This is a genomic window from Phormidium sp. FACHB-592 (assembly GCF_014695795.1).
In the GTDB taxonomy this organism is placed as follows: Bacteria; Cyanobacteriota; Cyanobacteriia; order Leptolyngbyales; family Leptolyngbyaceae; genus Stenomitos.
Genome location: NZ_JACJOZ010000108.1, coordinates 1 through 15,119 on the forward strand (window position 1 = coordinate 1; position 15,119 = coordinate 15,119).

Genomic DNA, 15,119 nt, shown 5'->3' on the forward strand with positions numbered 1-15,119 from the left:
GTAAAGAAACGGGTAGAACCAACTACATTGAACGCTTCAACAACACGTTGAGGCAACGAGTGTCTCGACTGGTTCGCAAAACCTTGTCATTTTCAAAATCCGTAGAGAATCATATTGGTGCCCTTTGGTATTTCATCCATCACTACAACGCATCATTACTTGTGTAGCACTACCCACCAAATTATATTCAAGTTGAATCGTGGCGAACGGGGTTATGTTCTTTAACTGAGCGATCATCCGAACACGACTCATAATCCAGGCAGGTGCATCGGAAATGCTGACATACATCACTTTGCCGGAGCGAACCACATCATCCAACGTCCGTATCATCTCTTTCACTGGAGTCACCGGATCCCACATATGCATCCCGTACAAATCGATGTAATCAGTGTTCAAACGCTTGGGGCTGGCATCGAGCGATCGCACCAGGTTTTTGCGCTGGTTGCCGCTGGAATGCGGGTCAGTCGGATTTATCATCACTGTGTATTTGGTGGCGATGACAAAGCGATCTCGTTCAGAACGCACAAACTCACCCAGCATTTTCTCACTCGTGCCATTGGTGTAAACATTTGCAGTGTCGATGAAATTTCCCCCTGCCTCTGCAAAGGTCTCAAACATCGCCTGACTAGTTTCTCGATTCGCGCCCCATTCCCACTTTTCGCCAAAGGTCATTGCACCCAGGCAGAGTTCAGAGACTCTTAATCCCGTGTTGCCCAAAAGTTTGTATTGCATGATCATTCTCTAGTTTGAGATCGCCGTGATGATTCGATTTTTCTCAGGGATAAAATCGCGATCGGCTCCGCTAGTGTCTCCTCATAGGCTTGCAAAACTTGCTTCACGTAAGGCCGTTGAAAGTGGGCATCTAGTGTCGCTTGGTCTTTCCAGTTTTCGTACAGCACAAAAACGGTTGGATCGTGCGTGTCTTGCAATAAATCAAATGTGATGCAACCAGATTCGGCGCGAGTCGGGGCAAGCAAACTCAGCAAATCCTGCCGCATTCGCGCTTCTAACCCAGGTTGGGCTTTGATGCGGGCAATGATCGTCAATAGCGAATCTGACATAGTGAACCTCCTGGAATGATGGGATTAGTACCGAAAGCCGGGAATTGCGAAACCTCCATCAACGGCGATCGTCTGTCCAGTGATGTAAGCCGTCGCCTTAGAACATAGCCAGACTACTGCTTCTGCCACTTCCTCTGATTCACCCAACCGTTTCAGTGGAATGTGGTGTGTGAAAGCTTGCACCACCGCATCACTTGGATCATCAGGGTTGCCAAAGCGCCGAAACATCTCAGTATCAATGATGCCAGGATTGACATTGTTGACGCGAATACCGTGCTGGGCACCTTCCAGTGCCGCTGCCCGTACCATGCCATCCAAGCCCCCTTTGCTGGCAGAGTAGATGGTGGAGCCGAGCATTCCGCCTTTTGCTAACCAGGATGAGGTGTTGACAATGGCTCCACCTGTACCTTGTTTAATCATCTGCTCCATCTCATACTTCAGACAAAGCCAGACGGCTTTTAGGTTCGTATCAATAGTGTGATCCCAATTTTCCTCGGTGAGTTGAGGCATAGGAGCAAACGCTCCTTCGGTGCCAGCATTGTTGAAAGCATAATCTAACTGTCCATACAGCGAAACCGTTTTTTGAATCAGCGCCTTAATCTCGGCGGGTTGCGACACATCGGTTTTGATAAAGCTAGATTCTCCGCCCCACTGGCGGATTTGATCAACGACAGCTTGTCCTTCGGTTTCTCGACGGGCAGCGACGACGACTTTTGCGCCGTGTTTGGCAAGTAGCAGGGCACCTGATCGCCCCATGCCCGAACTCCCGCCTGTGACTAACGCTACTTTGTTTTGCAGATCCATTGTGAATGCTCCATTGTTGTAAGGGCTAATTGCAGCGCCAAGCCAACCCATGAGGTCTGTCGTTTGAAGACACACTCGGCGGGTGAAGCTGAACGCGGTCAGTCTAGAGTGAAAATGACATTCAGCGATCGCTAACGAGCGCTGCAATGGAGGGAGATGCTTCCTCCGGTTGAGGTTCAACCTTTACGTCAGCCTCTCCCTCTTGTGGAGCGCATTCCAACATGAAGGCTCGTCCTGCCGCCAAACATTCCTGACGTTCGTTTATCTCAGAATAGGAGTAGGTTGCATCCGCCTGTTGCCGTGCTTCCAAGCCTTTGTAGTAGCCAATCTTCCACTGAATCACTTCCAGGTTATGCTGGAGTTCCTGAATGTGTGCCTGTACCTGCTGTCCATGCGCTTCCAGCAGTTTACGCCGATCTCTGATCGCTTCCGGTTGCTGCCGAAACAACTGGGCAAACTCCTGCATCTGGCGAATTGGCATTCCCGTTGCTCGCAGGCGAGTCAGAAACTCAATGCGGGCAATGTCTTCTGCCGAATAGCGACGATGTCCACTGCTGGCGCGGTCGATGGGTTCTAACAATCCATTGCGTTCGTAGTAGCGGAGAGTATGAACACTCAAGCCCGTTTGCTGGGCAACCTGTTGAATTGTCAGGGCTTGCATGGCACTTACCTCAGAAGCATAGTTCCACCTTAGAATTTAGAGCGCACTCTAAGTCAAGCTCTGTTGAAGCGAATGGGGAAATATCATCCGATCGGAGGAGCGATCGTTTAAATCCGCTGAAGTCAATAGGTAGAAGCTGGCTATAGATTGAGGCTTGGCAAAATTGCTTCCAATGGAGAATTCAGAATTCCTTCATTTGTTGAAGATGGCAAGCATCGCTAAACTCTGAATAACACAGGCTAACTTTGGTTGGAAACATCGTTAGTTCCTTAATCACTATGGGTCAATTCCCCGCCCCTTAGAGCGCATAAGGCAGAGCAGCCCAAATGGGCGCTGTTGAGCGCAGCTGAGCCGCGTAGCGTGTAAGGCGTAGCGAAGTGATACTCCGTCCGCTTGCGGCGGAGACGTTCATTTAGACTAGGTAGTTGCGGGTTCTGTCAATAGAGGCATCATCTTGTCTTGCACAAACTGAACAAAGGTCGTCGGCGTAGTTGTTTCTGGAGTGCGTGGTTCGGCTGGACTGTAATCAGGACGCGCCAGACCTGACCACATTTCAACATATTCTCCTGCAACATGCTCAGTTGCGCCCAGTTGCAGCAGCGTATCTCGAAACTGATCGAGGGTTGTTTGGACATGAGTGACCGGTTGCTTGAGGACTTGTCCTAAAATCTGTGCCGCTTCGTCAAAATTCAGATCGGTTGCACCATGTAGACCTAAAACAGACTGCCCACTCCAAGTGCGATCGCGCAACAGTTTTGTGGCAACATCCGCAATATCTTGAGTGGCGATCATCGCCAGACGACGATCGCCTGCGATCGGCATGAAGACCTGATGGGTAGTGCGAATAGCATCAAGCTGTAGCAGGTAATTCTCCATAAAGAAGCCTGGACGCAAATGCACCACATTGGCAGCCACCGCATTCAGACTCTGCTCTACAGCGTGTAGTCCTGAAATCGGACCCATCCCATTGGGTCGATGGGCACCGTTGCTGGAGAGATTAACGACATGAGGAATGGCGTTAGTCGCAATGGCTGCAGCAGCGGCGGCTCCGACCTGCCGTTGCCATTGGCGCAGATGGAACGTGCCAAAGTTGTAAGGGACAACAAGGTAGAGCGCATCGGCATTTTGAGTTGCCTGCGTCAGCGCCGCTGGGTCATCCACAGAGCCTTGGTAAATGGTGGCATTCTGACGAATTACGTCCGCTATTCTAGCGGGATCTCTTACAAGTACAGCAACCTTTTCGCCTGCTGCAATGAGCTGTTGGGCAATCCGTCCACCTGTATTTCCGGTTGGTGCTGTGATCACAATCGTCATTTGTTTGGCTCCAGCGCGTACCTCTCCATGTAACGCCAAGCAAGCTGGACAAACAATGATAAAAGATCCACAATTAATTGCAGATCGTCCAAATCCCAGGTAGCCTCAATGGATGCGCTGACCGAAGTGCTCAAAGCGGTGCAACTGCACAGTACGGTTCACTGCCGCTCTGAATTTTCTGCCCCTTGGGGTGTGCAAATTGATCGCACCGATTATGCATCCTTCCATGTCATCACCCGTGGCAACTGCTGGCTCGGAGTGGAGGGAGACAATGCACCAATTTTGCTGACAGCAGGTGATCTGGTCGTCTTGCCAACCGGGGTAGCTCATACCTTGCGTGATGCCTTCGACAGCCCGATCGTCAGTCTAGCAACGTTGCTGGCACAGCGTCCTTGCCAAGGGCAACTGGCGCTTAACTACGGCGGTGATGGCATGTCTACTACCGTGCTTTGCGGTCGCGCCAGCTTTGCCGAACGTGACAGTAATCCGCTGTTGGCGGCACTACCGCCCCTGATCCACATCAAAGGTGAAGCCGGACAAGCGGTGGCATGGTTAGAGACAACCTTGCAATTCATCACTTGTGAAAGCAATTTGAATCGTCCGGGTGCCGAGATGATGATTACTTATCTCTCCAGCATTCTGTTTATTCAGGCAGTGCGGGCATACATTGTCAGTTTGCCAGAAGCCGAAGGGGGATGGCTGCGGGCACTGCTTGATCCGCAAATGAGTGTGGTTTTAGGCTTGATTCATCAGCAGCCAGCACATGCTTGGACAGTAGAATCGCTAGCAAAACAAGTGAATTTGTCCCGCTCTGCCTTTGCCGCCCGCTTTAAGACACTGGTGGGCGAAGCGCCTTTGCAATACCTGAGCCGCTGGCGAATGCATCAGGCAGTAAGACTGCTGCGCTCAACTCCCAAATCGCTTAGAGAGATTGCCGAATCAGTGGGATATGAATCGGAAGCAGCGTTTAGCCGAGCCTTTAAGCGGCAGATCGGTCATGCTCCTGGAGCATATCGGCAGCGATTAATCGTCCACTCTATAGCTTGAAGTCGTTCCAGATACTAAGGTTTATGAGCGTTTTGTACTGAGGTCGTGGAAGTGCTCCATTCATCAACTAGCCTATAGTTAGCTCCCTAATTAAATGATTCGATTGTGGTAATTTTGCGCCCTTTTGTTGATCGCGTCATCGATCGTCAGGCTCTTCAAGCTCTGGCAGCTCGCTATCCAGAGTTGGATGTTGCCTCAGTTGAAGCCTGTTTAGCATTTTTGAGGGCAACCGCAGATGTCCAATCTGCTCTAGAAGCGCATCTTGCCCGATACGGTTTGTCGATGGGTAAATTCACGCTCCTGATGCAGCTATTGCAAGTTGAGGAATCAGGGCTAACGCCCTCTGAGTGTGCTGAACGCTCAGGCGTCACCCGTGCCACAATTACCGGATTGCTCGATGGACTGGAGCGCGAAGACCTGGTTGAACGGCGACCTTGGCCGGGTGATCGACGAATGCTAAGTGTCCACCTGACCGAGAAAGGGAAAAACCTGCTCGCTCAGATGCTGCCCGATCACTTCTGCCGCACCACAGAGCTAATGGTAAATCTGAGCGCGACTGAGAAAAAAACGCTAATCAGACTTCTTCAGAAAGTGCAGGCGGGTACGCCTGCCATGCTGCAGCCATAACGATGAATAGAGCTTTGCAGAATGGCTAAGTTTGTTTTATTTTAATTAGGAGCCTAACTATTAGGCGGCTAACAAATTTGCTATCTGATAAACTCCCGCCATTCTTTTGAGGAAAACGTGATGAAGAAATTGAGTGTGAAGCCGAAAAAATGGCTGGTCTCGGCTCATGTGATCTTGAGTGGAATTTGGCTGGGAACTGCTCTATGTTTGGTGACAATTGCCCTACTCAACCGCGACACTCCCAATGGTGACGAGCTGTATGCAGTCAACTTTGTACTTAAGTTTTTAGATGATTGGGTTGTGATTCCCACTGCTACTCTGTCATTGGTTACGGGTGGGCTGCTTTCTTGGCTCACCAATTGGGGGTTTGTGAAACACTACTGGGTGATTACCAAATGGGTGGCAACAGTAACGTTGATTGGGACAGGCACGATTTGGTTAGGTCCATGGGTGAATGCGATGACTGCTCTCTCAGAGGCAGAACGATCGCAAGCTTTATACAATCCACTGTATGCCTTCGACCACACAGCAGTTGTGGTGGGCGGTAGCATTCAAGTGGCTTGCCTGTTCGCAGTGATTGCAGTTTCAATCCTAAAGCCTTGGGGCAGACGCATCAGCAAGAGCCAGACTAGCGACCTATCTGACGTTGACTCAGCTCAGTAAAGCAGCCCGTCTCTAGTTCTCGCTGCAACTCGGCAACCGCATCCAGAATTGTGACAAATCGCTGCCCAAACGCAGTCAGTTTGTACTCTACGCGGGGCGGAACTTCTGGATAAACGACCTTCTGTAAAATATTGAAACTGACCATTTTGCTCAGGCAGTCATTTTGCACTTTAGTCGTCAGTCCCTCGATTGATCGTGTTATGGCTCCCGGACGATCGATGCCTTGCCGAACCAGCGTCAAAATCCGGATTGACCATTTGCAGCCCACAATGTACTCCAACATCGCGGCGGCTGACATGGATTTAGATTTGCTCAATCGAGCGTGACTCATTTTATCCGTGTAAAAACATCCTTCAGGCTCTGCCTCAATTTCTACCAAAAAGTGCGTACCTTACCAAAAAGTGCTGACTTTCGCAGATAGAGGGAGTTGCTTACTATCTAGCTATGAGTTGCTGGCAACTCGCAGTTTTAAGTAAGGAACATGCATGTATTCAGATTTTAAGCATAAACAGGCACTGATTATCGGTGGCAGCAGCGGCATCGGGCAGGAGATTGCTAAGACCCTCCTGATTCACGGCGCATCCGTCACTATTGTGGGACGCAACTTTGATAAGCTTCAAACCGCCGCCGCCGATCTACAGCAATTGGGTCACGTCCAAGCTTGGCAGTCTGATATCAGCGATCGCCAAGCCACCTTTCAGCTTGTGAAGCGGATTGCTGCTGAGCTAATCGATGTGCATTATTTGGTGAATGCTGCGGGTGTGTTTCTGCCTCAATCGTTTCTCGATCATGCTGAGGCTGACTACGATCGCTACCTCGACCTCAATCGCGGTACCTTTTTGGCAACTCAGCAAGTTGTTCGCAATCTGATTCAGCAGCAGCAAGGCGGGGTGATCGTCAACATCGGCTCGATGTGGGCACATCAGGCGGTGCTAGCAACCCCTTCGTCTGCTTACTCAATGGCAAAAGCCGGATTACACGCTCTCACCCAGCATTTAGCAATGGAACTAGCTCAGTATCAAATTCGTGTTAATGCAGTTGCGCCCGCAGTTGTGGAAACGCCAATCTATGGAGCCTTCATGCCGCCTGAAGCAATTCACGCAACGCTACAAAGCTTTGACAGCTTTCATCCAATTGGACGGGTTGGACAACCCAACGATGTTGCCGAAGTTGTGGCATTCCTGCTATCCGATCGTGCTGCCTGGGTTACGGGTGCAATATGGAACGTAGATGGTGGAGTCATGGCAGGACGTAATGCCTGATGCCTACTACCGATCGACAACTCTAAGCCCATTAGGCTTTGAACAGCCATCTATCTCCGCTACTTCATAGCATCCCAAATCAGCTTGGTGTCGGTAACTTGGCGAAACCGCCATACTTTGCCATCTCGTAGGTCGTCAACATGGGCAGCAGGTGAGCGAAACGCCCGAGCAGACAGCCGAGGCTCACCTATGTAGCTGCCAATCACGACGATTGTTTCTCCTGCATCAAGCCACTGCTCAAGCTCAAATGACCATACTTTTCAGTCGTCGTTGAATGCTTTGAAGACTTGATCAACAACTGCTTCTGGATCTTGATGTGTCGCCCCACAGGGGCATCCTTCATTCTGAATCCATTGCAGATCTGAAGTGCAGACTTGCAGAAAGGCATCGTAATCTTTCTCGCGAAACGATCGATAGAGTTCTTGAATGATCTCAATATTGCTCATCGTTACTAGGGAAGTTCCTCACCGCTGGCGTGCCAAACTGTACTGGAGTTTTGTAGGTTGAGTTGATGAATGCGCTCCAAAATTTCTCGCATAGACTCCGCAGCCAGAATACCTTTGTGTCTTATCATATTGGCGCTGATCATATTAGGATGAAGAATCGCCACCGCAATTTATAGCGGCTGCAAAGCGATTGAAAGTGATTTGCTAGCCATCGAGAAGCATTGCTTTCGACATCCGGTAATCATAAGAGCTGCCAGAAAGGTTGTCAGCGATCAATAAACTGAGGTCAGGGCTTGAGGTCGTAGAAGGTCAGCTACCCTTACCGACAACAGCTCCGAATGCCGCAAACTTAGGTGTCTAACTAAGTAAGCTCACTCTACAGCCACCACCTGTAACAACTCGCTACTATAAAACAACGTCGCTTCATCCAGAGCCACTGTACTCTCTGGCATGGGCGACTCACTCCGTTGCAACGTGTACCCACTATTGCCCAACAGCAAGGCTAACCACACTTCCACTAAGGGCACCTGTAACGACTGCTGTAAAGCCATTAAAGGCAGTCCCTTCACCTGGTCTCGCTGCTCCATAGAGAGCGATCGCATGGCTTGAGACACCTGACGTGACCACAATGGTATATTCTCTCCATGCGAGAGCGACTTAATCGACGCCATGACCTCAGACTCGGAAAGCGGTGCAGTCGGCGTTTCAGGCAGTTCTGTGTCACTACCACCAGGGAGCATGTCACCCAAAAGTCCCTCAAGGATTGCTTCCCCTCCCGCTTCATCGAATGCAGAATCGGGGCTAGTGGGGGACTTGCGTTGAAATGGGTAAAACAGAGGGTCAGGCGTAGTGTCCAGTAGGTCAGACAGCTCTAAGCGCTGCGACTGCACGAACAGGTCAGGGTCATTGCTAAAGTCGAGAATTGGGTCAGTCGGACGGTGCCAAGACTCCCAGGACTCAATCAGGAGCGTCGCCCGGTTCTCTACCACACCTGCAAGTTGGTCAAAGACCAGACCCGCGATCGCCAGTTGGTCTGAGAGGGGTAACGGGGCGATTGCCTGAGCCAAAAAACCAAGCAGTGGTGAGAGTGCTAATGACTCCGGGTAACGCACCACCTGATCGAGCGCTTGCCACAAGTCAGAAAGGCTTGGGACCGGTTGGTTGTCGTCTACTGGCACCATATAAACCTTACTTAGAGTCCCTACGGTTCGGGGTGCAACGGACAGGGACGTAACGGGCAGCGGTCGGGCATGAGTTCCACTTCGTCCCGAAAGTGCCGCACTTTAGACCCTGCTAGCGTACTAAATTCCTGAAGGACGTGCAGCAACGTTTCCTTAATTTGCACAGCACCGCCGCCAGTCACATGGAAACAGGCGCGGGCACGACGGTGATCACCAATCCACAGTTCAGCCGCGATCGCATGGACAGGCGCATCTTTCGCACGACGGTACCAGTAGAGGTATGCATGAGGAGTCGCAGCGTCAAAGGTAGGCACCGTCACGGTTTCAGTCCGTTTGGAGCGTGAACGACGGGGGGCAGCGACTACTGCTTCACCGGGATGGAAGTCGCGCTGAAGCTGAAGGGTGGAGGATGCTCCCAAGGAAGACACAGCAGGCGCTTGTCCCTTTTGTTGGCGCCTGCGCTGCTTCCGCACCTGATTAAACATGGGCGCGTTGCGGTGGTAGTGCCTGCGGTTGTCGCAGGTTTTGACTTTCCAGCACTGCACCCCAGTCCCCTCAGGGCCATGTAAAGCGATCGCCTCATCACGCGAGAGCTTAGCACATTGCACACAAAGGGGATTGGCAGACGGCGGCATCGGGGTTTGCGGTGTTAAAAGCGTGCCCTCAGTGTACCTCACGCACTCCAATCCGACAACAATTTCATGCTTCTGAAGGACTTTGAAGGCTGTAAACCTTTGCTGGTTAAGCTTTTACCGTTTGCAATCGCTAATTGCCTGAATGTTGTCGGATTAAGAGCCATATAAGATATTAAATACATATCTTATATAAGCTGTGTGTTGAGTTTAAGGGGCCAAACGCGACCCCCCGCGCTGAGCTGCTTTACCGTTTGGGTTGAGATAAGTGTCGGGCAACCGTTATGCTCTGAAAGAATAATAAAATAGAGACTTGAGCGGAAGGCAGACCACAACGCCAAGGGGCAGCTTTACACACCCGCTTAGGCATTGGCCTGGAGTTCTCTCACCGCGGACCTTCTTACTAGAGGACAAATCAGCAGCTACCAGCCGAGAGAAACCCGTTTCCCAGAGAGCAAGGCGCTCCTACCAACCCAATGCAGCAGTAAGCCTGTCCCAGTCTCTCCCCCAACCACCTTTTGACGAAGGCGTGACCTCTGAGCGAACACAGCTCTCCCCTGTCACAAGCCAACTATACTGACAGTATGAGGGCTGGTCGTAGCTTTACCAAGGAGCAACAAATGCCGATCATTAACCCCAACGAACCGTACACCTTTCGCAAGTACTTTGACTTAAAGATTGACCCGATCGACCTGGCCCTGTACTTTGAGTACGACTACCAGAAGCAGCGGTTGAGTTTGCCCCAGGCAACCGTAAGTTTCGATGCTGCCCAGCTCACCGAGCGGATTGAACGGACATTACCCCGAATTCTGTCGAGCAATGAACAGACGAAGCGGGAAATGCTGGTATCACCCATTTTACGCAGCATCCTGGAACACACAGCTGTCCAGATCCGTATTGAGTACCCCCTGAAGGTGACTGAGCAATTGCAAGGGGTGGTGGACTACCTGCTGTCTGTACATAACTTAAGCCAATTGGTCGTGATTGAAGCCAAAAACGACGACCTGGACTATGGCTTTACTCAATTGCTGGCGGAAATGATTGCCCTCGATCAGTGGGAGCGTTCGCCTAATGTGACGGCTCAATCTACCCTGCTAGGAGCCGTGACGACTGGGAGCGTGTGGCAGTTCGCCACATTGAACCGACAGACCAAGCAACTGGTACAGGGGGTGAATATCTATAAAGTCCCTGAAGAACTGGACGTGGTTATAGGGATTTTGTTGTACCCACTGACACAACCCCAAACTGCCACTAAGACAGGAGTTGCACCTTAGTATGAAGTGTAGTATGAAGTGTTCACAGCATGTAGGCACAGCCTGTCTTGCGCTGCCTCTCAAAACAGGTACGAGTCACTAGAGTAGAGTAATTTGAAACATGTAGTGTGCTCTCTAGACTTCGGCTTAGGAGCTTTCTCCTCAGGGCGGTGGTGTTAAGTTCCAGCAAGACCAGAACCAAAAAGTTTTGCGAACGTTTGCAGTTTTTTAGCGTTTTGCCTCAACGCTGTCAGGAAGGACGGCAAGACTTGGGCAAGACGACAGCGCAGAGAAGCCAGCAGGAAATCTCTAGTTACGAGTGAGCCATGACAACTGAAGACAGTTCTCCTCTACCCGTCCTTCTGTAACGGCTTACCCAAAACGAGGTTTGAGGTACAGAGAGGCAGCTTAAGGCGGTATGAAAAGCTTTGGGCTGTTTTGGGCAAAACAGGGCAAAAACGGGAAAAATTGGGACAGGTTGGGGTGAAGCGGGAAATCAAAGGCAAAAACGGGGCAAGTTGGGGCAAAACGGGACACGTTGGGACACGTTGGGATACGTTGGGACAAGGCGGGACAGGATGGGCAAAAACACAAACCGGGCAAGGTGAAACAGAACGCGTATACTAGCTTCAGAGTGACTTCCCGCTTGCCCGCTGCCCTCTCTTCCATGCTTTCTCTGTCTAGCAGACCATGCAGTTTGACCGCAAGCCTTTACCTGATATTGTCATTGAGGTGTTCCCGTTTAAGCCGGTTGCGCCCACAGTCAACGTGCCCAAACAGCGAGGTCGTCCCCCGTTACCCGTCCCAGCAGTAGACGACCCCCGGTTGCATATTGTGGAGACTTGGTTAGCCAGTGAAAGCTTAAAACCCAATAGCCGTAAAGCCTATGCAAGGGAGTTGAAACGGTTTCTGGTATGGAGTGATCGCGCCCTAGAGGAGTTTACTCAGGCAGACATAGCCCTCTACAAAGACGATCTGAAGTCGGTGAAAGCAGAAGACGGGGAAACGAGTGTAAATAGTGTCAATGTGGCACTGACTGCACTGCGGAGCTTCTTTAACTGGTACTGTGCGCAAGCTATAGAAGTGGGACAGTCCGCCCGAGTGAACCCCACGTTGGGAGTAAAGTTTGAACGCGTACCGCTACCACCACCTAAGGACGTGAGTCAGACAGCATTGGAGTGGTTAAACACTGCATTGGAGTACACACAGGAAACCCAGTCGCGCGATCGGGCAATGGTACAGGTGTTGTGTCATGGACTAAGAGCTGGTGAACTGGTGAGCCTGAATGTGGGCAGTTATGACGGGAGACGACTGCATATTGCACACACGAAGACCAACGAACCGCGCACGGTGCCGCTATGTGATGCAGGGAGATCTGCACTGAATCAATATCTGGAAGGGAGAGCTATAGACGGGGAGACATTGACCCCAGAACGGCCGCTCATGCACTCGTTGAGTCGTAGTGAGCGGTTGAGTTACCACGGGGTTTACCAAGCAGTGAAGCGGTTGGGGATGTTGGCGGCACAATTGAGCTTAAAGGACTGGCTGAGTCAGCAGTCAGAAGAGGCAAGGCACGTGAGAGAGGGAGTGCAGGCATTGAACGCGGAGTCACTGTTGTCGCTAGCGCCTGTACTGCCCTATGGGGTGTGGGCAGTAGCGTCTGAGTTGGTGCAACTCCACCCCCACCAGTTACGGCATACGTATGCAACGGGGTTGTTCCGGCAGGGATTAGACCCCACTCATGCTCGCAGGCTGTTAGGACATAGTTCTGAACAGACCACGAGACGGTATACGCAGGCGGTAGAGGCAGAGGCGGCAGAGGCGGCCTATTATCGGTTGATTGGAGAGACGGTGGAGTAGGGAAAGAGCAGTCTTTACTTGAACCGAGGCCGGTAAGCTGTACCTTCCGCTCTCCCCCTCTTCTCTTTCCCCACATAAGTACAGCACTTTTTAGTGTATTTGTACTAGAAAAACCTTGAAGCCATGTTAATCTTACGGTCAACCCTCAATAGGGTTGCAGTCGGTCCTGCTCGTGTTGCCGCCCGTCTGGCACTGGCACTGATTCTGCCTTTAAACTATTTGTCTACTTTATCGATGCCAGCGAGAGCGCAACAAACTGTTCCAGCAGCGGTTGCAGCTTGTGCCGCTCAACCAGAAATCTGCGGACTTGTGGTAGTCGGTTTCGGAGTCTGGTATGTGTATTGGCGAGGCCGTCCACCAGAATACTGTACCTTTGCTACCTGCGAGGTCTTACGGCAGCCGTTACGGATTGATGACCCAGACCAGCCGATTGAGTCCCAAATCATTGATTATGTTTGGGGTAATAATGCCACCGAGGCGGAACAAAACTGCAAACGCCTTGCTGCACAAGCAGGGTTGCGGTACGTCAAGGTCAGACGCACGAGTCAAAAGGGCAAACGCTGGGAATGCCACGTTGACAACCATCCTGAGACTACTCCCCACCGAGGACGCTAACATGCACATTTTGCAATTCACGCTTTGCTACCCGCTTGGTGAGTGCCACCCTGACGCTTTGCTCGACATGCCGCCAGACGACGTGGAGTTGAGCGGCAACTATGAGCTTTATGAGTTTCAGACAGCCGCTCAAGTACCTGCTGTAGGAAAAGGGTGGGACTTTCCTGAATCGGGTGGGCGTTGGGTAATCACTAAAGTCGAGTCGTATGCACCCACGGTTCCCAACACGATCGACGGGTTTCACACGGTGCTTTGTACCAGAGACGGTGTGCTTTTAGACCGTAAGGACAGTGACACTGACTACCGTGTGCTGGGTCTACGGCTGGACGGTGACACAATCTATGAACGTGAGCCGGGACTGGCTGATTGGTGGGTCAGTTCAGCCCTGTCACTACCAAAACCCTCCAACGAGCAAACTATACACCTGTTTCAACCAGTTGAGGGACGACCCGCATGTGGCTATGATCTCGTTGCCATTGTCCAAACACAAGGATCAACCGTCACTGCTTAAGGCTGTTTGAGTGCTGTGTAGTTACGTTTAGCACCAGCACTAGACAGACAATCCAAAACAAAGCTATTCCACGAGAAAGATCGGGTCGGGTGGCAAACTCTCCCTCCCCCCTCCTAGGCAGTGAAGCAGAGCCGCAGCAAGGTAACGCTCATTCACCGCAGGACTAACAAGTTCTGCCAAAAAGTCGTGTAGCGAAGTGAACGGTGTACAACTTTTAGTGGGGTCTGCTCAACCACAGTACCTTTGACGCCTATGCCCTGATCGCGGTCTAAACAACAGGTCTGCCAACATTGCTCATTCATACCAGATTGCTTAGAGCTAAATCGAGACACATCGGGACAGTCTCGGACAAAACTGGGATTAAATGGGAAGCAATGGGCATGAACGGGCAAAATTGGGACGCTCCGGGGTAATTTGGGTCGATGCGGGGCAAATGGGGCACTGTTGGGACGGTTTAGGCAAAACCGGGCAAATTGGAAACTTTACTAACTGTCCATAGGGGGTTGGTTAATTCCTACTGCACTTGTCTAGCAAGCGTTGAGGATAGGTAAAAACATCATTGTTGAGATAGTAAGTCAGCTGACGACTCGGCTCAGACTTACCAACGCCCCTTGTGTACGAGTTGCTGGACTTTAGCCGCTAGAAAGCTGACCGATCAATCAGGGAGCTGAGGGTGCGACGCAAGCTGTTATAGAAAACCAGCGTGAGAACCCCGGTCTTTCAAGCCGGGGATGAAACGCCGCCGCAGCTTTGAAGCTGCCAGTTACTTGCCGTTCTGAGATTCAATGTACTGCTTAACAATGGTGGTGGAAACATTGCCCACTGAGCCAACAAAATAGCTTGGAGTCCAGGTAGAGGGCAGCTTTTTCAGCCATTCGAACTCTAGCCGCAAGTTGTGAGAAAGCCTGCCCTTAGACCGATGGGCTACCTTTGCCGCTGAATCGTTGACCGTGACGTTGACCAATAGGTGCACATGGTCAGGTTGAACCCCCAGAGAGAGGATGCGCCAACGGTTTTCGACTGCCACAGCAAAGATGATTTCTTGAGCACGGTCAACGATGCCTTTGACGAGTACAGGTCTGCGACGTTTGGGTACAAAAACGAAGTGAAAGTTAATCAGTGAAACCGAGTTCCCTTCGTGCCTGTACTCATGATCTTTCGCCAAAAGTTTAGCCATGCTTC

Annotated in this window: 20 protein-coding genes; 10 read left to right on the forward strand and 10 right to left on the reverse strand. The window is 51.2% G+C overall.

Going from position 1 to position 15,119, the window contains the following annotated elements; genetic code table 11:
* The coding region (locus tag H6F86_RS30980; RefSeq protein ID WP_242033787.1) for an IS1 family transposase at positions 1 to 167 on the forward strand (167 nt) is incomplete at its 5' end.
* Here the strand turns inward: H6F86_RS30980 and H6F86_RS30985 are convergent.
* From H6F86_RS30985 to H6F86_RS31005, 5 genes are all read right to left on the reverse strand, one after another.
* Positions 133 to 732, reverse strand: a complete 600-nt coding sequence (locus H6F86_RS30985) for an aldo/keto reductase (RefSeq protein ID WP_190455571.1) — start codon at positions 730 to 732, stop codon at positions 133 to 135. The genes H6F86_RS30980 and H6F86_RS30985 overlap by 35 nt on opposite strands.
* 2 nt (positions 733 to 734) lie before the next feature.
* Positions 735 to 1,061 carry a putative quinol monooxygenase gene (locus H6F86_RS30990; protein ID WP_190455573.1) on the reverse strand — a complete coding sequence of 109 codons (327 nt, stop codon included), beginning with the start codon at positions 1,059 to 1,061 and terminating at the stop codon, positions 735 to 737.
* 24 nt (positions 1,062 to 1,085) lie between these two features.
* Positions 1,086 to 2,012, reverse strand: a complete 927-nt coding sequence (locus H6F86_RS30995) for a glucose 1-dehydrogenase (RefSeq protein ID WP_242033786.1) — start codon at positions 2,010 to 2,012, stop codon at positions 1,086 to 1,088.
* Positions 1,987 to 2,526 carry a MerR family transcriptional regulator gene (locus H6F86_RS31000; RefSeq protein ID WP_190455577.1) on the reverse strand — a complete coding sequence of 180 codons (540 nt, stop codon included), beginning with the start codon at positions 2,524 to 2,526 and terminating at the stop codon, positions 1,987 to 1,989. Before H6F86_RS31000 ends, H6F86_RS30995 begins: the two co-directional genes overlap by 26 nt.
* 417 nt (positions 2,527 to 2,943) lie before the next feature.
* On the reverse strand, positions 2,944 to 3,840 hold the full coding sequence (locus tag H6F86_RS31005) for an NmrA family NAD(P)-binding protein (RefSeq protein WP_190455581.1): 897 nt from the start codon (positions 3,838 to 3,840) through the stop codon (positions 2,944 to 2,946).
* 108 nt (positions 3,841 to 3,948) lie between these two features.
* Here H6F86_RS31005 and H6F86_RS31010 point away from each other — a divergent pair, with 108 nt between their 5' ends.
* From H6F86_RS31010 to H6F86_RS31020, 3 genes are all read left to right on the forward strand, one after another.
* Complete coding sequence (locus tag H6F86_RS31010) at positions 3,949 to 4,887, forward strand: AraC family transcriptional regulator (protein ID WP_190455582.1); 939 nt, start codon at positions 3,949 to 3,951, stop codon at positions 4,885 to 4,887.
* Between the two features lie 105 nt (positions 4,888 to 4,992).
* Positions 4,993 to 5,514 carry a MarR family transcriptional regulator gene (locus H6F86_RS31015; protein WP_190455585.1) on the forward strand — a complete coding sequence of 174 codons (522 nt, stop codon included), beginning with the start codon at positions 4,993 to 4,995 and terminating at the stop codon, positions 5,512 to 5,514.
* Positions 5,515 to 5,634: 120 nt separating this feature from the next.
* Positions 5,635 to 6,177, forward strand: coding sequence for a hypothetical protein (locus H6F86_RS31020; RefSeq protein ID WP_190455589.1), 543 nt, complete (start codon positions 5,635 to 5,637; stop codon positions 6,175 to 6,177).
* Here H6F86_RS31020 and H6F86_RS31025 read toward each other — a convergent pair.
* Complete coding sequence (locus tag H6F86_RS31025; RefSeq protein ID WP_199305619.1) at positions 6,143 to 6,508, reverse strand: helix-turn-helix domain-containing protein; 366 nt, start codon at positions 6,506 to 6,508, stop codon at positions 6,143 to 6,145. The genes H6F86_RS31020 and H6F86_RS31025 overlap by 35 nt on opposite strands.
* A 154-nt stretch (positions 6,509 to 6,662) precedes the next feature.
* Between H6F86_RS31025 and H6F86_RS31030 the strand changes: the two genes are divergently transcribed.
* A complete protein-coding gene (locus tag H6F86_RS31030; RefSeq protein ID WP_190455592.1) occupies positions 6,663 to 7,439 on the forward strand; it encodes an SDR family oxidoreductase in 777 nt (258 codons plus the stop codon).
* A gap of 260 nt (positions 7,440 to 7,699) precedes the next feature.
* On the opposite strand, the gene H6F86_RS31860 is transcribed toward H6F86_RS31030, so the two are convergent.
* From H6F86_RS31860 to H6F86_RS31045, 3 genes are all read right to left on the reverse strand, one after another.
* Positions 7,700 to 7,885, reverse strand: a complete 186-nt coding sequence (locus tag H6F86_RS31860) for a hypothetical protein (RefSeq protein ID WP_199305620.1) — start codon at positions 7,883 to 7,885, stop codon at positions 7,700 to 7,702.
* Positions 7,886 to 8,256: 371 nt separating this feature from the next.
* Positions 8,257 to 9,066, reverse strand: coding sequence for a hypothetical protein (locus H6F86_RS31040; protein WP_190455595.1), 810 nt, complete (start codon positions 9,064 to 9,066; stop codon positions 8,257 to 8,259).
* Positions 9,067 to 9,086: 20 nt separating this feature from the next.
* Positions 9,087 to 9,701: a hypothetical protein gene (locus H6F86_RS31045; protein ID WP_190455658.1), complete on the reverse strand. Its 615-nt coding sequence runs from the start codon at positions 9,699 to 9,701 to the stop codon at positions 9,087 to 9,089.
* A gap of 617 nt (positions 9,702 to 10,318) precedes the next feature.
* Between H6F86_RS31045 and H6F86_RS31050 the strand changes: the two genes are divergently transcribed.
* From H6F86_RS31050 to H6F86_RS31070, 5 genes are all read left to right on the forward strand, one after another.
* Positions 10,319 to 10,972 carry a hypothetical protein gene (locus tag H6F86_RS31050; RefSeq protein WP_190455599.1) on the forward strand — a complete coding sequence of 218 codons (654 nt, stop codon included), beginning with the start codon at positions 10,319 to 10,321 and terminating at the stop codon, positions 10,970 to 10,972.
* Positions 10,973 to 11,389: 417 nt separating this feature from the next.
* The gene (locus tag H6F86_RS31055) at positions 11,390 to 11,578 is read left to right on the forward strand and encodes a hypothetical protein (protein ID WP_190455603.1); all 189 of its coding nucleotides are present in this window, start codon (positions 11,390 to 11,392) and stop codon (positions 11,576 to 11,578) included.
* A gap of 63 nt (positions 11,579 to 11,641) precedes the next feature.
* Positions 11,642 to 12,811 (forward strand): tyrosine-type recombinase/integrase, encoded by a 1,170-nt coding sequence (locus tag H6F86_RS31060; RefSeq protein WP_190455608.1) that lies wholly within the window; start codon positions 11,642 to 11,644, stop codon positions 12,809 to 12,811.
* A gap of 123 nt (positions 12,812 to 12,934) precedes the next feature.
* The gene (locus H6F86_RS31065) at positions 12,935 to 13,426 is read left to right on the forward strand and encodes a hypothetical protein (RefSeq protein WP_190455611.1); all 492 of its coding nucleotides are present in this window, start codon (positions 12,935 to 12,937) and stop codon (positions 13,424 to 13,426) included.
* Between the two features lies 1 nt (position 13,427).
* On the forward strand, positions 13,428 to 13,937 hold the full coding sequence (locus H6F86_RS31070) for a hypothetical protein (RefSeq protein WP_190455613.1): 510 nt from the start codon (positions 13,428 to 13,430) through the stop codon (positions 13,935 to 13,937).
* 763 nt (positions 13,938 to 14,700) lie between these two features.
* Here the strand turns inward: H6F86_RS31070 and tnpA are convergent.
* Positions 14,701 to 15,114: an IS200/IS605 family transposase gene (tnpA, locus tag H6F86_RS31075; RefSeq protein WP_190455616.1), complete on the reverse strand. Its 414-nt coding sequence runs from the start codon at positions 15,112 to 15,114 to the stop codon at positions 14,701 to 14,703.
* Between the last annotated feature and the right edge of the window lie 5 nt (positions 15,115 to 15,119).